Annotated in this window: 22 protein-coding genes; 11 read left to right on the top strand and 11 right to left on the bottom strand. The window is 60.2% G+C overall.

Features of this window, described 5'->3' with window-relative positions:
• The first annotated feature begins 226 nt into the window (after positions 1 to 226).
• Positions 227 to 598 (top strand): hypothetical protein, encoded by a 372-nt coding sequence (locus tag HX783_RS15200; RefSeq protein WP_159953913.1) that lies wholly within the window; start codon positions 227 to 229, stop codon positions 596 to 598.
• A gap of 150 nt (positions 599 to 748) precedes the next feature.
• Positions 749 to 1,381 (top strand): TetR family transcriptional regulator, encoded by a 633-nt coding sequence (locus tag HX783_RS15195; protein WP_159961303.1) that lies wholly within the window; start codon positions 749 to 751, stop codon positions 1,379 to 1,381.
• Positions 1,382 to 1,385: 4 nt separating this feature from the next.
• Here HX783_RS15195 and HX783_RS15190 read toward each other — a convergent pair whose 3' ends face one another.
• Positions 1,386 to 1,874, bottom strand: a complete 489-nt coding sequence (locus HX783_RS15190) for a C40 family peptidase (RefSeq protein WP_177017386.1) — start codon at positions 1,872 to 1,874, stop codon at positions 1,386 to 1,388.
• Positions 1,875 to 2,212: 338 nt separating this feature from the next.
• Here HX783_RS15190 and ureE point away from each other — a divergent pair, with 338 nt between their 5' ends.
• From ureE to HX783_RS15165, 5 genes are all read left to right on the top strand, one after another.
• Complete coding sequence (ureE, locus tag HX783_RS15185; RefSeq protein WP_177017385.1) at positions 2,213 to 2,713, top strand: urease accessory protein UreE; 501 nt, start codon at positions 2,213 to 2,215, stop codon at positions 2,711 to 2,713.
• Positions 2,710 to 3,384 carry an urease accessory protein UreF gene (locus tag HX783_RS15180; protein WP_177017384.1) on the top strand — a complete coding sequence of 225 codons (675 nt, stop codon included), beginning with the start codon at positions 2,710 to 2,712 and terminating at the stop codon, positions 3,382 to 3,384. The genes ureE and HX783_RS15180 overlap by 4 nt, the downstream gene beginning before the upstream one ends.
• A 26-nt stretch (positions 3,385 to 3,410) precedes the next feature.
• Complete coding sequence (gene ureG / locus HX783_RS15175) at positions 3,411 to 4,025, top strand: urease accessory protein UreG (protein ID WP_028615537.1); 615 nt, start codon at positions 3,411 to 3,413, stop codon at positions 4,023 to 4,025.
• Positions 4,026 to 4,049: 24 nt separating this feature from the next.
• On the top strand, positions 4,050 to 4,622 hold the full coding sequence (locus HX783_RS15170) for a HupE/UreJ family protein (protein WP_177017383.1): 573 nt from the start codon (positions 4,050 to 4,052) through the stop codon (positions 4,620 to 4,622).
• A gap of 159 nt (positions 4,623 to 4,781) precedes the next feature.
• A complete protein-coding gene (locus tag HX783_RS15165; RefSeq protein ID WP_177017382.1) occupies positions 4,782 to 5,891 on the top strand; it encodes an AGE family epimerase/isomerase in 1,110 nt (369 codons plus the stop codon).
• 118 nt (positions 5,892 to 6,009) lie between these two features.
• Here HX783_RS15165 and HX783_RS15160 read toward each other — a convergent pair whose 3' ends face one another.
• The 9 genes from HX783_RS15160 to HX783_RS15120 form a co-directional block, all read right to left on the bottom strand.
• Positions 6,010 to 6,915 (bottom strand): cation diffusion facilitator family transporter, encoded by a 906-nt coding sequence (locus tag HX783_RS15160; RefSeq protein WP_177017381.1) that lies wholly within the window; start codon positions 6,913 to 6,915, stop codon positions 6,010 to 6,012.
• A 223-nt stretch (positions 6,916 to 7,138) separates the two neighbouring features.
• Positions 7,139 to 7,906, bottom strand: a complete 768-nt coding sequence (locus tag HX783_RS15155) for an SDR family oxidoreductase (RefSeq protein WP_053254078.1) — start codon at positions 7,904 to 7,906, stop codon at positions 7,139 to 7,141.
• Between the two features lie 823 nt (positions 7,907 to 8,729).
• Positions 8,730 to 9,446, bottom strand: coding sequence for an ABC transporter ATP-binding protein (locus HX783_RS15150; protein ID WP_069786861.1), 717 nt, complete (start codon positions 9,444 to 9,446; stop codon positions 8,730 to 8,732).
• Entirely contained in the window at positions 9,443 to 10,318 is an 876-nt protein-coding gene (locus tag HX783_RS15145) for an ABC transporter ATP-binding protein (protein WP_177017380.1), read from the bottom strand. The genes HX783_RS15150 and HX783_RS15145 overlap by 4 nt, the downstream gene beginning before the upstream one ends.
• Positions 10,315 to 11,592 carry a high-affinity branched-chain amino acid ABC transporter permease LivM gene (livM, locus tag HX783_RS15140; protein WP_177017379.1) on the bottom strand — a complete coding sequence of 426 codons (1,278 nt, stop codon included), beginning with the start codon at positions 11,590 to 11,592 and terminating at the stop codon, positions 10,315 to 10,317. The genes HX783_RS15145 and livM overlap by 4 nt, the downstream gene beginning before the upstream one ends.
• 2 nt (positions 11,593 to 11,594) lie before the next feature.
• On the bottom strand, positions 11,595 to 12,509 hold the full coding sequence (locus HX783_RS15135) for a branched-chain amino acid ABC transporter permease LivH (protein WP_159953904.1): 915 nt from the start codon (positions 12,507 to 12,509) through the stop codon (positions 11,595 to 11,597).
• A gap of 175 nt (positions 12,510 to 12,684) precedes the next feature.
• Entirely contained in the window at positions 12,685 to 13,821 is a 1,137-nt protein-coding gene (locus HX783_RS15130; RefSeq protein ID WP_159953903.1) for a branched-chain amino acid ABC transporter substrate-binding protein, read from the bottom strand.
• A 374-nt stretch (positions 13,822 to 14,195) separates the two neighbouring features.
• Entirely contained in the window at positions 14,196 to 15,479 is a 1,284-nt protein-coding gene (locus HX783_RS15125; RefSeq protein ID WP_159953902.1) for an FAD-binding oxidoreductase, read from the bottom strand.
• A gap of 171 nt (positions 15,480 to 15,650) precedes the next feature.
• Positions 15,651 to 17,141 (bottom strand): aldehyde dehydrogenase family protein, encoded by a 1,491-nt coding sequence (locus tag HX783_RS15120; protein WP_159953901.1) that lies wholly within the window; start codon positions 17,139 to 17,141, stop codon positions 15,651 to 15,653.
• 153 nt (positions 17,142 to 17,294) lie between these two features.
• Here HX783_RS15120 and HX783_RS15115 point away from each other — a divergent pair, with 153 nt between their 5' ends.
• From HX783_RS15115 to nadE, 3 genes are all read left to right on the top strand, one after another.
• Complete coding sequence (locus HX783_RS15115; protein ID WP_177017378.1) at positions 17,295 to 18,191, top strand: LysR family transcriptional regulator; 897 nt, start codon at positions 17,295 to 17,297, stop codon at positions 18,189 to 18,191.
• A 227-nt stretch (positions 18,192 to 18,418) separates the two neighbouring features.
• Positions 18,419 to 19,633, top strand: a complete 1,215-nt coding sequence (gene pncB, locus HX783_RS15110; protein ID WP_058423444.1) for a nicotinate phosphoribosyltransferase — start codon at positions 18,419 to 18,421, stop codon at positions 19,631 to 19,633.
• Positions 19,634 to 19,636: 3 nt separating this feature from the next.
• Positions 19,637 to 20,464, top strand: coding sequence for an ammonia-dependent NAD(+) synthetase (gene nadE, locus HX783_RS15105; RefSeq protein ID WP_177017377.1), 828 nt, complete (start codon positions 19,637 to 19,639; stop codon positions 20,462 to 20,464).
• A 136-nt stretch (positions 20,465 to 20,600) separates the two neighbouring features.
• Here nadE and azu read toward each other — a convergent pair whose 3' ends face one another.
• Positions 20,601 to 21,047 carry an azurin gene (azu, locus tag HX783_RS15100; RefSeq protein ID WP_177017376.1) on the bottom strand — a complete coding sequence of 149 codons (447 nt, stop codon included), beginning with the start codon at positions 21,045 to 21,047 and terminating at the stop codon, positions 20,601 to 20,603.
• 333 nt (positions 21,048 to 21,380) lie between these two features.
• Between azu and HX783_RS15095 the strand changes: the two genes are divergently transcribed.
• Positions 21,381 to 21,563 carry a hypothetical protein gene (locus HX783_RS15095; RefSeq protein WP_034117461.1) on the top strand — a complete coding sequence of 61 codons (183 nt, stop codon included), beginning with the start codon at positions 21,381 to 21,383 and terminating at the stop codon, positions 21,561 to 21,563.
• Positions 21,564 to 21,602 lie beyond the last annotated feature (39 nt).

Genomic DNA, 21,602 nt, shown 5'->3' with positions numbered 1-21,602 from the left:
TCAAGTCGACCAAACCATCAACACTGCACCGGTGTTACCCACGAACGGGTCGAAAATACCCACTATGGTGCAAAACCGCGGGCTTGAGAGGTGCGTGCTAGAGCCTCTGCCGGGAACAATCAATTCTGTTGATTATTACCATTGTGTTTATGAACTTTTATATCGACTTATCGAGAGTAGCATTAGCCCTGTACCCACTTTATCGCCCTCCCAAGGAGCAACCATCATGAAACGCCAATTACTCGCTACCGTTCTGCTGTCTGTCCTGGCTTCCAGTGCTTTTGCCCTGCCAGCCGCTGAACAAGCTACCCCACAGAACAAAGCTCAAGCTGTTCAGGCCAGCCAAACCCTGGCTCGCAGCGGTTCGCAAGAAGACGAAAACCGTGACTACGCCAAAGGCGCTGTTGCAGAAAACGGTTCGGAACACGCCAACAAACGCGCTTACACCGAAGGCGTTGCCGAAGGTGGCCGTGATCGCCTGGAACAGAAAGGCCTGGTAGAAGGCGGTGCTGAACAAGCCAACGACCGCGCTTACACCCAAGGTGTTGCCGAAGGCGGTGCTGACCGTCTGCAAGAACTGCATCAAGCACAGAGCTAAGCCCGTGGTGGCCGAGAAAAAAGCCCGATCAGCCGATCGGGCTTTTGCTTTTTGATAGACCGCGTCCCGCCTCACCCCGCCAAGTTCGACGCCGACGAAGCGGTTTTGCTAGAGTGCGTCGCTGTACTTGCCGACAAAGCCAACCCGCCGATGCTGCCCCGCGCCGAACAGAAGCAACAAACCCGCCTCGCCTTGATGGACGCAGCCCGCCATCTGATGGAGTGTGGCCGTGGGTTCGGGAGCCTGAGCCTGCGCGAAGTGGCCAAGACCGCCGGCATCGTGCCGACCGGGTTCTACCGTCACTTTGACGATATGGATCAACTTGGGCTGGTCTTGGTCAGTGAAGTCGGCCAGACCTTTCGCGCCACGATTCGCCTGGTACGTCACAATGAGTTCGTGATGGGCGGCATCATCGATGCGTCCGTGCGGATTTTCCTGGATGTGGTCTCGGCCAACCGTTCGCAATTCCTGTTTCTTGCTCGCGAACAATACGGTGGCTGCCTGGCCGTGCGCCAGGCCATCGGCGCCTTGCGCGAGGACATCACCCGCGACCTCGCTGCTGACCTCACGCTGATGCCCAAACTCCAGCATCTCGATCCCGACGGTTTGCACGTAATGGCCGACCTGATCGTCAAGAGTGTGTTCGCCACCCTGCCCGACATCATCGACCCGCCCGCCCAAGCCCTGCCCGCCCATCTCACGCCCCAGGCGAAGATCACCCAGCAACTGCGCTTTATCTTTATCGGCCTCAAGCATTGGCAAGGCCTGGGCAGCACCGAGTGAGCCGTCAGCCAGCCGGGTGAAAGCGCTTGGCGGTGGTGTAGTGTTTTTTCCAGTAGTGGCTGTTCAATAAATCGATGCGAACGCGCTTGCCGCTACTGGGCGAGTGGATGAATCTGCCTTGGCCTATATAAAGGCCGACATGGCTGACACCGCTGCGCCCATTGCCCTTGAAAAACACGGCATCGCCCGGTTTGAGCGCCTCTCGCGGGATCGTCCTGGCACTGGACCGGTGCATGGCCGTCGTCGTGCGCGGCAAACGAATATTGGCTTCGGTCTTGAACAGATAAACCAGGAAGCCACTGCAATCAAACCCCTGATCAACCGAGTTCCCACTGCCGTTATAGGGCGTGCCGAGCAACGCTTGGGCGCGGTCGATCATGTTGTCGATAGAGGCCGTAGCAGCGGAGTTCGCAGGCACTTTCAAATTGGCCGAGGCAGGGAAGACGGCACAGGCCAGACTGACAATGAGTGAACATAACAATACTTTGAACATGATTGCGTCGCTGTGAATTGAATACGGCGCACATCGTAGTGAAACAGCGCGTAACTTTTTGAGCGACAAATCCCGCTATTGCGTAGGACATATCCGAGAAAAATCCAATGCGAATTGGATGAAAGAAATTTCACGCAGTACACAGCGGATCTCAACGCGGAACGCCCACATCTGGTGCTATAAATCCATTAACGCACCATTTAGAGGCGCAGTAGGAATTGACTGACGCCCTGTTCGGTGGCGCGACCGTGCTTGCCTACAGGGAATTCCCATTCGCGCGTGCGGTTGGCAAGCCCCTTGCTCTAGCTCTTTTATCGCTCATAGCTGGAAGCCTCCTGATGCTGGTGATCCACCGCCGAATCGCCCCCCAAGCCCTCTGGGCCGCTGAACTGCTGCTGAATTTCGAAGCACGCAGCAAGAGCCGGCTGCGCTGTTTCAGTGCCGATGGCGAAGACGTCGGCCTGTTTCTGGAGCGTGGCCAGCCGCCGTTGCACGATGGCGAATGCCTACAGGCTGAAGACGGACGCGTCGTACGCGTCGTTGCCCGCCCTGAACAACTGCTGCACGTCACCTGCAGCAATGCGTTTGAACTGACCCGCGCGGCCTATCACCTCGGCAACCGCCATGTGGCCCTGCAAGTCGGCGACGGCTGGCTGCGCCTGCTCGATGACTACGTGCTCAAGGCCATGCTCGAACAGCTGGGCGCGCACACCGAAACCATCGAAGCCCCGTTCCAACCGGAACACGGCGCCTATGGCGGTGGCCATCACCATTCGCGCCATGGCGATGAAGATTTCAACTACCCGCCCAAGCTGCACCAGTTCGGCGTACGTCTATGAACCCAGCCTGGGCGCTGTTGCGTCTGGCCAGTCCGCAATTGCCGATTGGTGGCTACAGCTATTCCCAGGGCCTGGAGATGGCCGTGGAAAATGCCCGCGTCCATGATGCCGCGAGTGCTCGACGCTGGATCAGCGACCAGTTGCTGCTCAACCTTGCCCGCTTCGAAGCGCCGCTGCTGCTTGCCCATTGCCGCGCCGCCGCCGAACAGGACTGGCCGCGCCTGGCGCAATGGTGCGAAGAGCACCGCGCCAGCCGCGAGACCCGCGAGCTGTATCAGGAAAGCCGGCAGATGGGCTACTCCCTGCAACAGCTGCTCAACGGCTTGCCGGAACTGGACGACGCCGCACGCGGGTTTCTGGCGCAGTGCGTCGAACCGCACCTGGCCCTGGGCTGGGCCCTGGCGGCGCGCGCCTGGCACATCAGCCCTGACGACGCCCTCGCCGCCTGGCTGTGGAGCTGGCTGGAAAACCAACTCGCCGTATTGATGAAAACCCTGCCGTTGGGCCAGCAAGCCGCCCAACGCCTGACCAGTGAACTGCTGCCGTTGCTGCAACAGGCCCAGCAGGACGCAACTCGTATCGACCCCAACCATTTCGGCAGCGCCGCGTTCGGCCTGTCCCTGGCGTGCATGGCCCACGAGCGCCAGTACAGCCGCTTGTTCCGTTCCTAAGCCCTTTTACTCCAGTGGAGAAGCACATGAACACACAACCCCTGCGTGTCGGCATCGGCGGCCCGGTAGGTTCCGGCAAAACCGCGCTGACCCTGGCGCTGTGCCTGGCCTTGCGTGACCGCTACAACCTGGCCGTGGTGACTAACGACATCTATACCCGTGAAGACGCTGACTTTCTGGTGCGCAACCAGGCCCTGGCGCCGGAACGCATCATTGGCGTGGAAACCGGTGGCTGCCCGCACACGGCAATTCGTGAAGACGCCTCGATCAACCTCGAAGCCGTCGACCAGCTCAACCGGCGCTTTCCCGGCCTGGACCTGATCCTGGTGGAGTCCGGTGGTGACAACCTGTCGGCAACCTTCAGCCCGGAACTGTCGGACCTGACCATCTACGTGATCGATGTGTCGGCCGGCGACAAGCTGCCGCGCAAAGGCGGGCCCGGTATTTGCAAATCCGACTTGCTGGTGATCAACAAGATCGACCTGGCCCCACTGGTGGGCGCCTCGCTGGAATTGATGAACAGCGACACCACGCGCATGCGTAACGGCAAACCCTTTGTGTTCAGCAACCAGAAAACCGGCGTCGGCCTGGATGAAATCGTCGCCTTTATCGAACGTCAGGGCTTGCTCACTGCGGCCTGATCTCACCCTGAAAGGAGCCTGTACATGGGTCTCAACAAACTTCTCGCAACCGCCGCCCTGCTGCTCGCCCCGGCCCTCGCCTTCGCTCACCCCGGGCATGGCGATAACGGGCTGGTCGCCGGCATCAGCCACCCATTGGGCGGTATCGATCACTTGCTGGCCATGGTCGCGGTCGGCCTCTGGGCCGCGCAGCAAAAAGGCAACGCGCGCTGGGCACTGCCTTGCGCGTTTGTCGGCACCATGCTGATTGGCGGCCTGCTCGGCTTTGAAGGCCTTGAACTGCCGGCGCTGGAAAGCGGGATTGCCGCCTCGGTACTCGCGCTGGGCCTGGCGGTGGCGCTGGCGGTACGGCCGCCGCTGTTTGTTGCGGTGGCTGCCACGGCGTTGTTTGCGCTGTTCCATGGCGTGGCGCACGGTTTGGAGCTGCCGGACATGTCCAGCCCGTGGGCGTACGCGGCCGGTTTTGTCGGCGCGACGGCGGTGTTGCACGCTGCCGGGTACGCGGTGGTGCGTTATCTGCCGGCGGCGGCTGCACCGTTGGTGCGGGTGGCCGGGGCGGCGTCGGCGGCGACCGGGGTTTGGTTGCTGGCAGGCTGACCTCGATCGTTCCCACGCTCCGCGTGGGAATGCCGCCCAGGACGCTCCGCGTCCCAAAGCCTGACGCAGAGCGTCAGAAAATGCATTCCCACGCAGAGCGTGGGAACGATCAGCCTGCTACCATGCGCGCCTACACCCCTGCCGTGACGACGCCAGCCGATGCCCATCGCTTCTCAAACTTCCTTGAACACCGTGCTCACGCACTTCCACGACCTGATCGTGCCGCTCTGGCAAGGCCCGGGCTGGAATGCCGAGCTGGCGTTGCCCTATGAGGCGCTGGACGCCGACCACCGGCCGTTGCCCCCACAACGCTACCGCGCCATGGCGTGTGCCCGGCAGTTGTACCTGTTCGCCAGCCTGATCGGCGAGCCCGGCGCGGCCTTCGCCGAAGAGCGCGCGGCGGCGCTGTTCCGCTCCCTGCAGCGGCACTTCCACGATGCCGAGCATGGCGGCTGGTTCTACAGCATCGACGCCCACGGCAAACCGCTGGATAAGCGCAAAGACCTCTACACCCACGCCTTCATCATCTTTGCCTGCGCCCACTACTGGGCCAAGGTCCGCGAGCCACTGGTGGAATCGGTGCTCGATGCGGCGCTCGAAGTCGTCGCCCAACGCTTCGCCACCGGCGACGGCCTGTACGAAGCGGTATTGGAACGCAATTGGTCATCGCTCAAGTCCGGCCCGCTGCAGAACCCGCTGATGCACCTGGCCGAAGGCTTTCTCGCCACCCTGGCCGTGCGTGAAGACGCCGTCACGCAAGATGCACTGCTGGACCTGGCCACCGCCATGCAAAAGCGCTTCATCGACCGCCAGCACGGCGTGATGATGGAAAAACCGCTGGGTGCTGTGGATAACTGGTTTGAGCCGGGGCACCAGTTCGAATGGTTCTATTTGCTCGAGTCTTCAGACGTACTGCGCGGCACGCCGTTGCACGCCTCACTGACGCGAGCGTTTGCCTACGCCGAGCTCAAGGGTGTGGATAAATCGAGTGGCGCGGTCAGCGGCATGCTCGCCCTGGACGGCACGGTGCGCGACGGCACGCAACGAATCTGGGCCCAGGCTGAATACCTGCGGGCACTGACCTTGCGGCCTGGCAGTGACGCGGTGTTGCAACGCCAATTGCTGGCGCTGCAGCAGCACTTTTTGCATGAGAAAGGCTGGCATGAATGCCTGGATGCCAAGGGCGCCGTGAGCCGACGGGATATGCCGTCGACTACGCCGTATCACTTGGCGACTTGTTATCAGGGTTTGATCCAGCATCTTGGCTGATCTTCAGGGCCTCTTCGCGAGCAAGCCCGCTCCCACATTTGATCGCGTTCCAATGCTGAACGCGGTCAAGTGTGGGAGCGGGCTTGCTCGCGAAAGCTTCACCTCGGTCTAACTGACCTCACGCAATCCACTTGCGATCCCCAGTAAAACTGATCGTCAACCACCGCGCCGCATCCGGCGTGCCGAGACCTGTGGATATCTCTTCGCGCAGCCCATCAAGGGTGGCGACGTTAGCCACCGGGTAATTCGCCGGCAACACCACATGAATCTCGATAAACCGCGCCCGCCCGTGCTTTTGCACGTAGGAGACGTAGTCATCGAAGCCATGCCTGGCCTGGGCCGCATCCATCACTTCGCGCACCTTGTCATCCAAGTGATCCGGGGCAATCCCGAGCACTTCGCGCAAGGCCGGGCGCAGGATCTTGAACGCCGGCGCCAGCATGCTCAGGGCCAGCAGAATCAGGATCAACGGGTCGACATACACCGCCCACTCGCCATAGCCCTGGGACTTGAGCAACAGCGCGGCGAGGAAGCTGATCAGCAAGCCCACCGACAGCATCGCGTCCACCAGCCAGCTGATGTTGTCGAACTGGATCAATGAAGATTTCAGCGTGCGATTGCGATAACGCACGTAGAAGAAATAGGCGAATTCGACAACGGTAAACACCGCCGCGTAGACGATCACCAACCCCAGTTCAATTTCACGCCCGCCATTGATAATGCCGAACACGCCGTTGAGAAACGCGTAGATGGCAATCAGCAGCAGGAAGCTGCCCTCGATCAGCAGCACCATCGGCTCCAGATGCCAATAGCCGAACTGGAAGCGCTCGTTGCTTTTCTTGGCGATCAGCTTGGCCGTGATCAGCATCAACACCTTGATGGCGGTGGCGATCAGCGAGAAAAAGCCGTCGAATAGAATGGATTGCGCGCCAGAAATCACACCCGTGACAATCCCCGCGATCGCCACGGCGAACATCAGGATGGTCGATTGTTTGAGCAGTGCCTGCTCACCTCGGTTACTCACATTTCCTCCTGTCAAAACCTTTAAACCGCACAGTGCGGAGGGGTTTTCAGGCGTGGAGTGTACCTTATGTCGTGTTTTGGCCGATTTGTCGCCTACTAAAGGCTGTTGAGTAACCCTGTGGCGAGGGAGCTTGCTCCCGCTGGGCTGCGCAGCGGCCCCAAAATCTCAGGGCCGCTTCGCGCCCCAGCGGGAGCAAGCTCCCTCGCCACAGAAGCGATCGGTCTTAGCCTTTGGCCCCACGCTCAATCGCAAACCCCGCCCAGGTCTGGCTCACCGGCATCAGCTCCAAGCGGTTGATGTTCACATGCGCCGGCGTGTTCAACACCCAGAAGATGGTATCGGCAATGTCCTGCGGCTGGATCGGCTCGGCACCGGCATAGGTCGCGTCATAACGCGCCTGGTCGCCACCAAAGCGCACCAGCGAAAACTCGCTCTCACACAGCCCTGGCTCGATGTTGGTGACGCGCACGCCAGTGCCTTGCAGGTCGCAGCGCAGGTTCAGCGAGAACTGCTTCACGAATGCCTTGGAGCCGCCATACACGTGGCTGCCGGGGTACGGGTAGCTGCCGGCGATAGAGCCGAGGTTGATGATCCCGGCGCCACGGCCGTGAGCGATCAGGCGCGGCAGCAGCAGGCTGGTGGTGGTCAGCAGGCCCTTGATGTTGGTGTCGACCATGGTTTCCCAATCGTCGAGGCTGCACTTGGGCGCCGGGTCAGTGCCCACGGCCAGGCCGGCGTTGTTGATCAGGCCACGCAGTTTGGCGAACGAGGGCGGCAGGTTGGCGATGGCGTCTTCCATGCCCTTGCGGTCACGCACGTCGACGACCAGGCCATGCACTTCGGTCTGCTTGGAAAGCTCTTCGACCAACGCATTCAAACGGTCGGCACGCCGGCCGGTGAGCACCAGTTTCCAGCCGGCCTCGGCAAAACGACGGGCGCAAGCCTCGCCGAAACCTGAGGTGGCGCCAGTAATAAACAGCGTGTCGGACATGGTGTTCTCCTTGCGGGCATCGGGAAAAAAGTTGCCAGCAGAATGCCCTTACGCCGCGATTGCGGCAACCGCTAAGCACACACCTTCACGCACAGCTGATCATTTTTTGATCATCGCGAGCAAAGCCTTATGCCCCGCGGCCTGCAGCCATATGCGCGCAGGTTATCCACAACTGCGCCCACAGTCTTTGGGGGCAAGTGTGAAAAGCCAAAAGCCGCTGTATACAAGGCTTGCAGCCTGATTTAGAAAGTTTTTTGCTTGACCTGGCGCGGGGCATATGTAGGCGCACGTAAAGAGGGAAAATCCGAACGATGGCTCCAGGCCAGTCATTCCGGCCCCTGCGGCACTCTTTCCAGAGTTTAGTCACAGACTTATCCACAGGCTTGGCGGACATATTCCGGTCACATACCTGTGTCTTTAAACAGGTTGACAAAAGGGTTGTGTGGTCACGAAAAACCCGCTGATCATAAAACAACCACCGCGCTACAGGCCACGTGGTTAAAGGCTTTCAGCCAGCTACTCCCACGTTACCCACAGCCGGTTCCACAGCGAATGGGGACAAGTCAAAACTGTGACAAAACAGGGATTTGCGGCGGCTATATGTCGCGCTTTGGAGGGTGGCTGGATTTGTTTTCCACAATTTCGCTGGAAGCCTGTGGCCCCCCTAAAAACAACTGTGGGAACCGGGCTTTATGTGGGAGCCGGGCTTGCCCGCGATAGCATCACCTCGGTTTGCCAGACAGACCGAGGTGTTTGCATCGCAGGCAAGCCAGCTCCCACATAATTCCGGTTCCCACAGGGGTTCCTGCATCAAGCTTGCAGATCAGTGCCCGCCGAGGTAGGCGTTGCGCACCTCTTCATTCACTAACAGCTCTTTACCGGTGCCCGTCAGGCGAATCTCGCCGTTGACCATCACATAAGCGCGGTCCGACAAGCGCAGTGCATGGTTGGCGTTCTGTTCCACCAGGAAGATGGTCATGCCGGTCGCCGCCAGTTCACGCAAGGTGGCGAAAATCTGCTTCACCACAATCGGCGCCAGGCCCAGGCTCGGCTCGTCCAGCAGCAACAGCTTGGGCCGGCTCATCAGCGCGCGGGCGATGGCGAGCATTTGCTGTTCACCACCGGACATGGTCATGGCGCGTTGGGTGCGGCGCTCCTTGAGCCGCGGGAACAGCTCGAACATGCGCTGCATGTCTTCCTGCGCGTATTTGTCGCCAATCGGGATGGTGCCCATCAGCAGGTTTTCCTCGACGGTCATGTCGGGGAATACCCGCCGCCCTTCCGGCGACTGCGCAATGCCGTTGGAGGCGATGTAGTGGGACGACTTGTGGGTAATGTCGACGCCGTTGTAGAGAATCTGCCCCGATTCGGCGCGTGGCTGGCCGAAGATCGACATCAACAGCGTGGATTTGCCCGCGCCGTTGGAGCCGATCAGGCTCACGGTTTCGCCTTCGTTGATGTGCAGCGAGACTTTTTTCAGGGCCTGGATCGGGCCATAAAACACGTCCAGGTCCTTCATTTCGAGGATAGGCGCACTCATACCAGCTCCTCTTCGTCTGCGCCCAGGTAGGCGGCGATCACTTTCGGGTCGTTGCGGATCGCGTCCGGGCCGCCTTCGGCGATCACGTTGCCGTGGTCGAGCACCACGATGTGGTCGGAAATACTCATCACCATGCCCATGTCGTGTTCGATCAGCACCACCGTGAGGTCGTGTTCGTCGCGCAGCAGGCGAATCATCGCGCTGAGCGCTTCGGTTTCCTGCGGGTTAAGGCCGGCTGCCGGTTCGTCCAGGCAGATAATCTGCGGCCGCGTGCACATGGCGCGGGCGATTTCCAGGCGGCGCTGCTGGCCGTAGGAAAGCTCACCGGCCAGGCGGTTGGCACAGTCCACCAGGTCGACCACTTCCAGCCAGTAGAAGGCGTGGTCGAGGGCGTCGCTTTCGGCCTTGCGATAGCCTTTGGTGTTGAGAATGCCGGCGAGCATGTTGCGGTTGACCCACATGTGCTGGGCGACCAGCAGGTTTTCCAGCACCGACATTTCCTTGAACAGGCGAATGTTCTGGAAGGTTCGCGCCAGGCCTGCGCGGTTGACCAGGTGGGTGCCGCCGAACATCTTGTAGTACACCCGGCTGAGGAAGCTTTTCGGCGATACGAAGTCGACGGCTTTGAAACGCTCGCCGAGCAGCTGGATCACGTTGGTTTGCTTGCCCCGCACGTTGAGTTCGATTTTGCCGCCACTGGCTTTGTAAAAGCCGGTGAGGCAGTTGAACACGGTGGTCTTGCCGGCGCCGTTGGGGCCGATCAGGGCGAAGATCGAGTTGCGTTCTACCTTGAGGCTCACATCGCTCAAGGCCTTGATGCCACCGAAGTGCATCATCAAATGTTCCACGGAGAGCACGACTTCCTTACTCATGGCGCTACCCCCTTGCGTGGCGTCACACCGGTACGGCTGATCCGAATCAGGCCGCGCGGTCGCCAGATCATCATCACCACCATCAACACGCCAAACAGCAGCACACGGTACTCCGAGAAGCTGCGCAGCAACTCTGGCGCGACGGTCAATACGAACGCCGCAATCACCACGCCGACCGTCGAGCCCATGCCACCCAGCACCACGATGGCCAGAATCAGCGCCGACTCGAAGAAGGTGAACGACGACGGGTTGACGAAGCCTTGGTAGCTGGCAAAGAACACCCCGGCCAGACCCGCCGTGGACGCGCCAATGGTGAACGCCGAGAGCTTGACCAGCACGTGGTTCAGGCCCATGGAACGGCAGGCGATTTCATCTTCGCGCAAGGCTTCCCAGGCGCGGCCGACCGGCATGCGGGTCAGGCGATGCTTGATGTAGAGCACGGCCAATACCACCAGGAACAGCACGATGTAGATGAACATGAACTTGATGTTGGGGTTGTAATCGATGCCGAAGAATTCGTGGAACGGAATCCCACCGTCCTTGGCTTTGCGCCCGAACTCAAGGCCCAGGAAGGTCGGTGACGGCACCGGCATGCCATTCGGCCCACCGGTAAACGACAGCCAGTTGTTCAGCACCAGGCGAATGATTTCACCAAAACCCAGGGTCACGATGGCCAGGTAATCGCCGTGCATTCGTAGCACCGGAAACCCGAGTATGCACCCCGCCAGCGCCGCACAGATTGCCGCCAATGGCAGCACCGTCCAGAAACCCAGGCCGAGGTATTGATAACCCAGCGCCAGGCCGTAGGCGCCGATGGCGTAGAACGCCACGTAACCCAGGTCGAGCAAGCCGGCCAGGCCCACCACGATGTTCAGGCCCAGGCCCAGCAGCACGTAGATCAGCCCGAGGATGACCACCGTCAGCAGGTACTTGTTGGCGAAGATCGGGAACACGATGGCGATCACGATCAGTGCCGGGATGATCCAGCGCAGGCGCGACTTGTAGTCCGGCGGCAGCACGTGCACACCAGAGCCACTGCTCTCGAAACCCTGCAGAATCTTCAGGCCCTTGGGGGTTTGCAGGAACAGGCTAAGGGCAAAGCGCCCGGCCATGACGATGGCGACCAGTACGGCCACGCGCGCCGGTTCCAGGTTGAAGCTGTAGCCGTCGAGGACCACGCCGACGATCGGACCGAACACGATCAACGAAATCAGCCCGGCGAGGACCGTATCGACCACACTTTTCTTGATATCAATCGATTTGGCAGCAGACATGTTTACACCTTCGCCACGAGTGGGCGACCAAGCAGGCCCTGAGGACGGAAAATCAGAATCACCACCAGCAGGGAGAAACTGAACACGTCTTTGTAGTCAGAGTTGATCAACCCCGAGAACAGCGACTCGGAGATACCCAGGATGATCCCGCCAAGCATCGCCCCAGGCAGGGAGCCGATGCCGCCGAGTACCGCTGCGGTAAACGCCTTGATGCCGATGATGAAGCCGGCATAGAAGTCGAAGGTGCCGTAATTGAGGGTGATCAGCACGCCGGCCAGGGCGGCCATGGCGGCACCGATAACGAACACGTAGGAGATCACGCGGTCGGTGTTGATGCCCAGGATCGAGGCCATCTTGCGGTCTTGCTGGGTCGCGCGGCACATGCGGCCGAGCTTGGTGTATTTGATGACGTAGGTCAGCAGGCCCATGCCGAGGAACGCGGCCACCAGGATGAACACCTTGGTGTAGGTCAACTGCACGAAACCACTGCCGATATCGACGCGCCAGGCGCCGGCCAGCAGGGTTGGAATGCCTTGTTGTTTCGCACCCTGAGCAATCTGCGCATAGTTTTGCAGGATCAGGGAAATACCGATGGCGCTGATCAGCGGTGCCAGTCGGGTGGAGTTGCGCAGCGGTTTGTAGGCGACACGCTCGATGACCCAACCGTAAACGCCGGTGACGACCACGGTGAATATCAAAGTGCCGAGAATGAGCAGCGGGAAGGATTCGATGCCGAAGTAAGCCAGCAGTGCCAGACTGATCGCCGCGAGGTAAGCGGAAATCATATAAACCTCGCCGTGGGCGAAGTTGATCATGCCAATGATGCCATAGACCATTGTGTAGCCGATGGCGATCAGGCCATAGACCGACCCGAGGGTCAGGCCGTTGACCAGTTGCTGCAGGAAAATACCATCCATAACGCAATCTCACGCGGTGAGCACCTGCACACCGAGGGGTGTGCGGCGCTTCTGGAGGAAAAGACAGATCTCGATCACGACACAGTCCCCCTGTGGGAGCGGGCTTTTGTGGCGAGGGAGCTTGCTCCCTCGCCACAACAAGCCCGCTCCCACATTGGTTCCGTGGTGCTTGTGCTTACTTCTGCTTTTCCAGCTGGTGGTACTTACCGTCTTTGTCCCACTGGTAAACCACGTAGTCGGAGATTTTCAGGTCACCCTTGGTGTCCCAGGCTTTTTCGCCCATGACGGTTTTCACCGGGTGAGACTTGAGCCACTTGGCGGCGTCTTCGCCTTTGTTGGATTTGGAACCGTTGAAGCCGGCGGCCAGGGCCTGGATCGAGGCGTAGGCGTACAGGGTGTAGCCTTCAGGCTCGGTGCCATTTTTGCGGAACTCTTCCACCACGGTCTTGCTGTCTGGCAGCAGGCGTGGGTCGGCGCCGAAGGTCATGTACACGCCATCCACATACTGCTTGCCGCCAGCGGTGGCGACCAGTTCGTCGGTGACAACGCCGTCATCGGACATGAACTTGACGTCTTTGAGGCCGGCTTCACGAATCTGGCGAACCAGTGGACCGGCTTCCGGGTGCAGGCCGCCGAAGTACACAACGTCAGCACCGGTGGAGCGGATTTTGGTCACCAGGGCGCTGAAGTCTTTCTCGCCACGGGTCAGGCCTTCTTCCAGCACCGGCTTGACGCCGCGCTTGGTCAACTGTGCAGCGGTGGCGTCGGCCAGGCCTTTGCCGTAGGTGTCCTTGTCGTTGATAACCGCGACTTTCTTGCCCTTGAGCACGTCGACGATGTAGTCGCCGGCCACGATGCCTTGCTGGTCGTCACGCCCGCACATACGGAACACCGCGCCCAGGCCACGCTCGGTGACCTGTGGGTTGGTGGAGCCCGGGGTGATCATGATGATGCCTGCTTCGTCGTAAACCTCGGAAGCCGGGATGGTGTTGGACGAGCAGAAGTGCCCGACCACGCCGATCACTTTGTCCTGGTCTGCCAGGCGGTTGGCGACCGCTACAGCCTGCTTCGGCTCACAGGCGTCGTCGCCGGGCACCAGTTTGATCTGCTCGCCGTTGATGCCGCCGGCCTTGTTGATCACATCGGCTGCCGCTTGGGCACCCTTCATGTACTGCTCACCGAAAGCTGCGTTGGCGCCAGTCATCGGCCCCGCTACGCCAATCTTCACATCAGCTTGAACAAACGCAGAAACACCCAGCGCCGCTGCAACGGCGAGGGCCAGAAAGCCTTTCTTGTAAAACGTCTGGGACATGAGTGGTGCTCCGAGGTTTTTGTTAATTGGCACTACGAATTCACGACGAACTTTCACGGGAAAGCCCAGAGCAAGGCGCGTGCCATTAGTTTTTTATTCTTCAAAAAGACACGGTGTCATTGTTATTACAGGCGTTTCGACTCCTTTTGCCAGGACGTGCAACCGTCTAGCATCGAGAGGTGCAACCGATGGATCCAATAAGTACAACCCTGGCAGGTCGCACCGGCAACCAGGCAGATAAACGACAGTTCCTGCACCTGTAACAATGTGCGTAACGGAACTGCACATTTACAGTGCGTGATTGCTACGACTTGCACCAATACAGATTAGTAGCCTGCTAAGAAAATGCAGGCTTTTGACAGGTATTTCGCTGATCAGATCACGATCCGCAGGCATTGCCCGGCGTGATACAGCGAGAATCCAGCTTCGTAGAGGCAACTGCGCAGGCCCACCCCGGCCAGCGGTTGCATCGGTGCGAAGGGAATCGGCAAGGCCTGGGGGTTCTGGTGACACAAATAGTCAGCAAATGCCTTGCCCACCACGCTGCCGGTGGTCACGCCACGCCCGTTATAGCCGGTGACCGCCACCAGGCCGGGCGCCGGTTCGAACAGGCGCATCAGGTGATCAGGTGTGAAGGCAATGCAGCCGGTCCAGGTGCATTCCCACTGCACCGATTTGAGGTACGGGAAGTAGTGCTGCTGCACCCGATCGGCCCACGCCTTTAGAAACCACGTGGGTTTCTGGTTGCCGTTGCCCAGGCTGCCGAGCAACAGGCGGCCATCGGCGTCGCGGCGGATGCTGCTGAGTACCTGGCGCGTGTCCCACGAGCCCTGCCCGCCCGGCAGGATCTGTTCGGCGGCCGCATCCGTCAGCGGGGCCGACGCGACCTGGTAGTAATAGCCGGGGAAGAAGTTGCGCCGCAACTCGGTCCATTCGCCCTCGGTGTAGGCGTTGGAGGCGATCACCACTTGTGCAGCCTGCACTGAGCCTTGGGCGGTCTGTACTGACCATTGCGCGCCTTGGCGTTCCAGTTGGGTGACGGGGGAATGGTCGAACAACTGCCCGCCAAGCCCGGCGGCGGCATTCGCCAAACCCGTGGTGTACGCCATGGGGTTCAGCGTGCCGGCGCGCCTGTCCAGCAACGCGGCGGCAATCTTTTTGGTCCCGGTGGCGTGCTCGCACGCCTGGCCGGTCAGCAATTCAACCGGCGCGCCACGGCGCTTCCATTGTTCTTCACGACTGCGCAAATCCGCCTCGCCTCTGGCGTTGTGCGCCATGTGCAAGGTGCCCTCGCGGCGCAATTGGCAATCGATGTTGTATTTGTCGATCAGGCTGAACACCAGTGACGGCGCCGCGCCCAACATGCGGTTGAGCTGGCTGCCCACCGCCTCGCCGAAACCGGCTTCGATCTCATCCGGGGGAATCCACATGCCGGCGTTGACCAGCCCGACGTTACGCCCCGAACCGCCATGGCCGGTGCGATGGGCCTCCAGCACGGCGACGCTTTTACCTTGCTCCAGCAAGTGGATGGCGGCCGATAACCCGGTGATCCCGGCGCCGATCACGCACACATCGACCTTGACCTCGCCCTTGAGCGCGGCGCGATCCGGTCGGCCAGGGGTGAGTTGTTCCCACAAACATGTTTCGCGTAATGCCATTGCCAGACTCCGATGAGACCTAACAAACCACTTTTCCAAACTGCAAATGAGGTCAAATGTGGGAGCGGGCTTGCTCGCGAAAGCGGTGTGTCAGTCAACAGATATACAGCTGATCCAACGCATTCGCGAGCAAGCCCGCTCCCACATTTTTAACCGCGTTTCGACAGGGATTTAGTCGAAGGTAATACCCTGCGCCAGCGGCAATTCCAGCGAATAGTTCACGGTATTGGTCTGGCGACGCATGTAACCGCGCCACGCATCCGAACCCGACTCACGCCCGCCACCGGTCTCTTTCTCACCGCCAAACGCGCCGCCGATTTCTGCGCCGCTCGGGCCAATGTTGACGTTGGCGATGCCGCAATCACTGCCCACCGCCGACATGAACTGCTCGGCTTCACGCACATCGGTAGTGAATATGCACGACGACAGGCCTTGCGGCACAGCGTTGTTCAAACGCAGGGCTTCGGCAAAGTCGCTGTAGCCGATCACATACAGAATCGGCGCGAAGGTTTCGGTGCACACCACGTCGCTTTGCTCGGGCATCTCCACAATGGCCGGTGACACGTAGTAGGCATTCGGGAATTTATCTTCCAGCTGACGCTTGCCGCCGAACACCTTGCCGCCTTCGCTCAAGGCTTGCTCCAGGGCGTCCTGCATGTTGTCGAAGCCGTGCTTGTCGATCAGCGGGCCGATCAGGTTGCCTTCCAGCGGGTGACCGATGCGCACCTTGGAGTAGGCCGCCTTGAGGCGGGTGACGATCTCTTCCTTGACCGACTCATGGGCGATCAGGCGGCGCAAGGTGGTGCAACGCTGGCCGGCGGTGCCGACGGCACTGAACAGGATGGCACGTACGGCCATGTCCAGGTCGGCGCTTGGGCCGAGGATCATCGCGTTGTTGCCGCCCAGCTCGAGGATGCTGCGGGCGAAACGTGCGGCGACTTTCGGCGCCACTTCGCGGCCCATGCGGGTGCTGCCGGTGGCGCTGATCAGCGCCACACGCGGGTCATCCACCAGCGCAGCGCCGGCGTCACGGCCGCCGATGATCACTTGGCTCAGGTACTGAGGCGCGTCCTTGAAGTTTTTCAGCACGCGCTCGAACAGCGCCTGGCAGGCCAGCGCGGTGAGCGGGGTTTTTTCCGATGGTTTCCAGATCACTGCGTTGCCGCACACCAGCGCCAGCGTGGTGTTCCACGCCCACACGGCCACCGGGAAGTTGAAGGCGCTGATTACGCCGACCACGCCCAGCGGGTGCCAGGTTTCACGCATATGATGGCCGGGGCGCTCGGAGGCGATGGTCAAACCGTACAGTTGGCGCGACAGGCCAACGGCGAAGTCGCAGATGTCGATCATTTCCTGTACTTCACCCAGGCCTTCCTGAGTGATCTTGCCGGCTTCCCACGACACCAGCTCACCGAGGTCGGCCTTGTATTCGCGCAATACGTCGCCGAACTGGCGTACCAGCTCGCCGCGACGCGGTGCCGGCACTTTGCGCCAGGCCTCGAATGCATGCTCGGCGCGACTGACCTGCTGCTCCACCTCGGCGGCACCTTCCCAGTGCACACTGCCGATACGGCTGCCGTCGATCGGCGAATGCACGGGTTGTTTCCCCGACTGGTACAGCGCCGGGTTCACCCCGAGACGGTCAAGCAATGCGGCAACCATGGGTCACTCCTTCAATCTCAAACAGAAAATTCGCGCCGCCACAGACACGGCGATCCAGGCCTTATTTGTAGCTGGCCCAAGACTTGCCAACAAACGACGATTAGGCGAGATATCATTCCGTTTATTCATGCAAAGAATAAAAAGAGGCGTGCCGTGCTGAACAAAAGACATTTGCCCTCGATCACCGCCCTGCAGTGTTTCGAAGCCGCCACCCGCCACCTGAGCTTCACCCGCGCCGCCGAGGAACTGAACCTCACCCAGAGCGCGGTGAGCAAACAAGTGGCGCAGCTGGAAGAATTGCTGCAACACCTGCTGTTTCGCCGAGTGCGCCGTCGTTTGCAGATGACCCCGGCGGGGGATTTGTATTTGGTGGAAGTGAGAAAAATCCTCACGCAGGTGGAGATGTCCACCCATTACCTGCGCTCCTACGGCGGCGAGACCGAAGTGCTGCGCGTTTCCACGCCCTACACCTTCGGCGCGCGCTGGCTGGTGCCGCGTCTTAAAGGCTGGCGTTTGCGTCACCCGCAGATCCATTTGGACCTTTGCAACGAGCAAGAGCCGGACGAACTGCTGCAAGGCAAGGCCGACATGGCTTTCTATTTCGGCCAGGGCTCACGCCCCGGCACCGAGAGTTTGAAGCTGTTCAGCGAAGAACTTGTGCCGGTGTGCGCGCCGGAAAGCCTGCCCGCGCAGCCGTTCACCGACCCGACGCAACTGAGTGACCTGGTGCTGCTGCAAAACGCCTCGCGGCCGCAAGGCTGGCACGACTGGTTTGCCAGCCAGGGCTTTCACACCGAGCACAGCTACCACGGGCCGCGTTTCGACACCTTCTATATGTGCATCCGCGCGGCGCAGGTGGGCTGTGGCGTGGCGTTGCTGCCACGGTTTCTGGTGGAAGAAGAACTGGCCGAGGGCAAGTTGGTGATTCCTTGGCAGCATGCGATGCCCAGCCAGGATGCGTATTACCTGGCGTATCCGGAGCATTCGGCCGAGGTGCCCAAGGTGCGGGAGTTTGTGAAGTGGATGATGGAACAAGTCGAGTCAGTTTGAGGGACGTCGCCGGCAATACCGCCTTCGCGAGCAAGCCCGCTCCCACATTTGGAATGCATTTCAAATGTGGGAGCGGGCTTGCTCGCGAAGGCGTCAGTGGACACAACAACAATGCCAAGCTGAAAAAATCACTGGCAAAACCCCACAGGTCTATGCGCCACTAGCGCCATTCCTTAATAGTGCGTAAAGGTCGGCGCCCATCGCCGACCCGTCTGGAGATTCCCGTTATGAGCGAGAGTGTGTTTGCCGATCGCATCGTGCAGAACTTGCTCGACACCGACTTCTACAAGCTGACCATGATGCAGGCGGTGCTGCACAACTACCCGAATGTGGAAGTTGAATGGGAGTTTCGTTGCCGTAACAGTGAAGACCTGCGCCCGTACCTGGCGGAAATCCGCTACCAGATCGAACGCCTTGCCGAGCTGAGCCTGAGCCCGGACCAGCTTGGTTTTCTTGAACGCATCAGCTTTATGAAGCCGGATTTCCTGCGCTTCCTCGGGCTGTTCCGCTTCAACCTGCGCTATGTGCAAACCGGCATCGAGAACGGCGAGCTGTTTATCCGCCTGCGTGGGCCGTGGCTGCACGTGATCCTGTTTGAAGTGCCGATGCTGGCCATCGTCAGCGAAGTGCGTAACCGCTACCGCTACCAGACCGTAATCCTTGAGCAGGCCCGCGAGCAGCTGTACCGCAAGTTCGACTGGCTGACGGCGAATGCCAGCAGCGACGAGCTGTCGGAGCTGCAAGTGGCCGACTTCGGCACGCGTCGGCGCTTCTCGTACCGGGTGCAGGAAGAAGTGGTGAGCGTGCTCAAGCACGACTTCCCCGGCCGTTTCGTCGGCACCAGCAACGTGCACCTGGCCCGCGAGTTCGATATGAAGCCGCTGGGCACCATGGCCCACGAATGGATCATGGCCCACCAGCAACTCGGCCCACGCCTGATCGACAGCCAGATTGCCGCGCTCGACTGCTGGGTCCGCGAATACCGTGGCCTGCTGGGCATCGCCCTGACCGACTGCATCACCACCGACGCGTTCCTCGGCGACTTCGACTTGTATTTCGCCAAGCTGTTCGACGGCCTGCGCCATGACTCCGGCGACCCGGTGCAGTGGGCCGAGAAAGCCATTGCCCATTACCACAAGCTCGGTATCGAGCCGATGAGCAAGACGCTGGTGTTCTCCGACAGCCTGTCGCTGCCCAAGGCCCTGGAGATTTTCCGTGCGTTGCGCGGTCGCATTAATGTGAGCTTCGGTATCGGCACCAACCTGACCTGTGACATTCCAGGTGTCGAGCCGATGAGCATCGTGCTTAAAATGACCGCCTGCAATGGCCAGCCCGTCGCTAAAATCTCCGATGAAGCGGGCAAGACTCACTGCACCGATCCGAATTTTGTCGCCTATTTGCGCCACGTTTTCAAAGTACCTGCCCTACCCAGCAAGGAGTGAATCATGCAAGCCGTACAGCCTGAGATTGCGCAGCAGCTCAAGGTCCAAGCACCGTTCAACGACCAGGCCGCGCTTGAAGCCGAAGTGGCCCGCCGCGTGGCGTTTATCCAGGATTGCCTGCGCAATTCCGGGCTCAAGACGTTGGTGCTGGGCATCAGCGGCGGCGTCGACTCCCTGACCGCAGGCCTGTTGGCCCAACGTGCAATGAAAGAACTGCGCGCCAGCAGCGGCGATGACGCCTACCGTTTTATCGCCGTGCGCCTGCCGTACGAAACCCAGTTCGACGAACACGACGCCCAGGCTTCGGTGGACTTCATCGAGCCGGACGAGCGCCACACCGTGAACATCGGACCAGCGGTTAAATCCCTGGCCAATGAAGTGGCGGCGTTCGAAGGCAAGGCGGCGGTGTCGCGTGACTTCGTGCTGGGCAACACCAAGGCGCGCATGCGCATGGTGGCGCAGTACACCATCGCTGGCGCGGCCGGCGGGCTGGTGATCGGCACCGACCATGCAGCGGAAGCGGTGATGGGCTTTTTCACCAAGTTTGGTGATGGCGCCTGCGATTTGGCGCCGCTGAGCGGGCTGGTGAAAAACCAGGTACGCGCCATTGCACGGCACTTTGGTGCGCCGGAGTCGCTGGTGGAGAAGGTCCCGACGGCCGACCTTGAAGACCTGTCGCCGGGCAAGCCGGACGAAGCCTCCCATGGCGTGACCTACGCCGAGATCGATGCCTTCCTGCATGGCCAGCCGGTGCGTGAAGAAGCGTTCAAGATCATTTGCGATACGTATCGCAAAACCGAACACAAACGGGTCATGCCATTCGCGCCGTGAGGTGAGCCGGATAGTTTTGTGCTGATTGTCAGACCGCTTTCGCGAGCAAGCCCGCTCCCACACTTGACCGAGTTCCAGTATGAGAATGCGGTCGAATGTGGGAGCGGGCTTGCTCGCGAAGAACGATAGCGCGGTCTTATTTGACGGTCACAGTGCCTTTCATCATCGAAATGTGGCCTGGGAACGAGCAGAAAAACGCGTAATCCGTACCGGCGGCCAGTTTCGACACATCGAAGGTCACGGAATCTTTCTCGCCGGCACCGATGATCTTGGTGTGGGCGATGATGCGGGTGTCGCCGTCTTTCAGGTAGTTCTTGTCGATACCGGCGGCCATGCCGTCGCTGGCAACGCCAGGCATGTCGGCGGCCGAGCTCAGCACCCAGTTATGGCCCATGACGTTTTTCGGCAAGCTGCCGGAATGCGTTAGCTCAACGGTGAACGTCTTGCAGCTTTTGTCGATTTCAATGGCCTTGGTGTTGAAGGACATTTGGTCAGTGGAGTCGACGGTGACCTTGCACTCTGCAGCAAGCAACTGGCCGCTCGCCAGAGTCAGCAGGGAAACAGCAACGAGTTTGGCAAACATGTGAATCTCCAAGGCAGGGTTTAATAAACGCGTATTGCGACAAGGGTGCCTCAAGCAGGCTTGAATTCTTATGATCTGCATCAACAGATTGTATACAACTTTAGGCTATCAGACTGATCAACACAATCTACCAGCCAAAGTTCGCCTGCCTGTTTATGATCGGCTCATTACCCCTCGGAGCCCGCGCCATGCATCTAAATCAACTGTTCAACGGCCTGCTGGCTGCGTACGCCTGCGGTAAGTGAAGGCCACGCGCGGTGCTAAGCTGCTACCATAGCGACCCAAGGCAGCTGCGCGCCGCCCACCCTCACCTTCGACCCTAGAGGATCGCCCATGGCCAAACCTAATTACTCCTTCGCCAAACGTCAGAGAGACTTGGCCAAGGAGCAGAAGAAAGAGGAAAAGCTGCAACGCAAGAAAGCCGCTGCAGATGAAGAAGCTGGCGCACTGAACCCGGATGCTGAAGGTGAAGTGGCGACTGACGAGACCGAGACACCGAAAGACCCGGCGGAATAAATGATCGTTCCCACGCTCTGCGTGGGAATGCAGCCTCGG

The sequence above is a fragment of the Pseudomonas sp. D2002 genome (genome assembly GCF_013385735.1).
Classification (GTDB): domain Bacteria; phylum Pseudomonadota; class Gammaproteobacteria; order Pseudomonadales; family Pseudomonadaceae; genus Aquipseudomonas.
The sequence above is the reverse complement of the archived record's forward strand: the minus strand, read 5'-3'. Positions and strand labels throughout refer to the sequence as shown.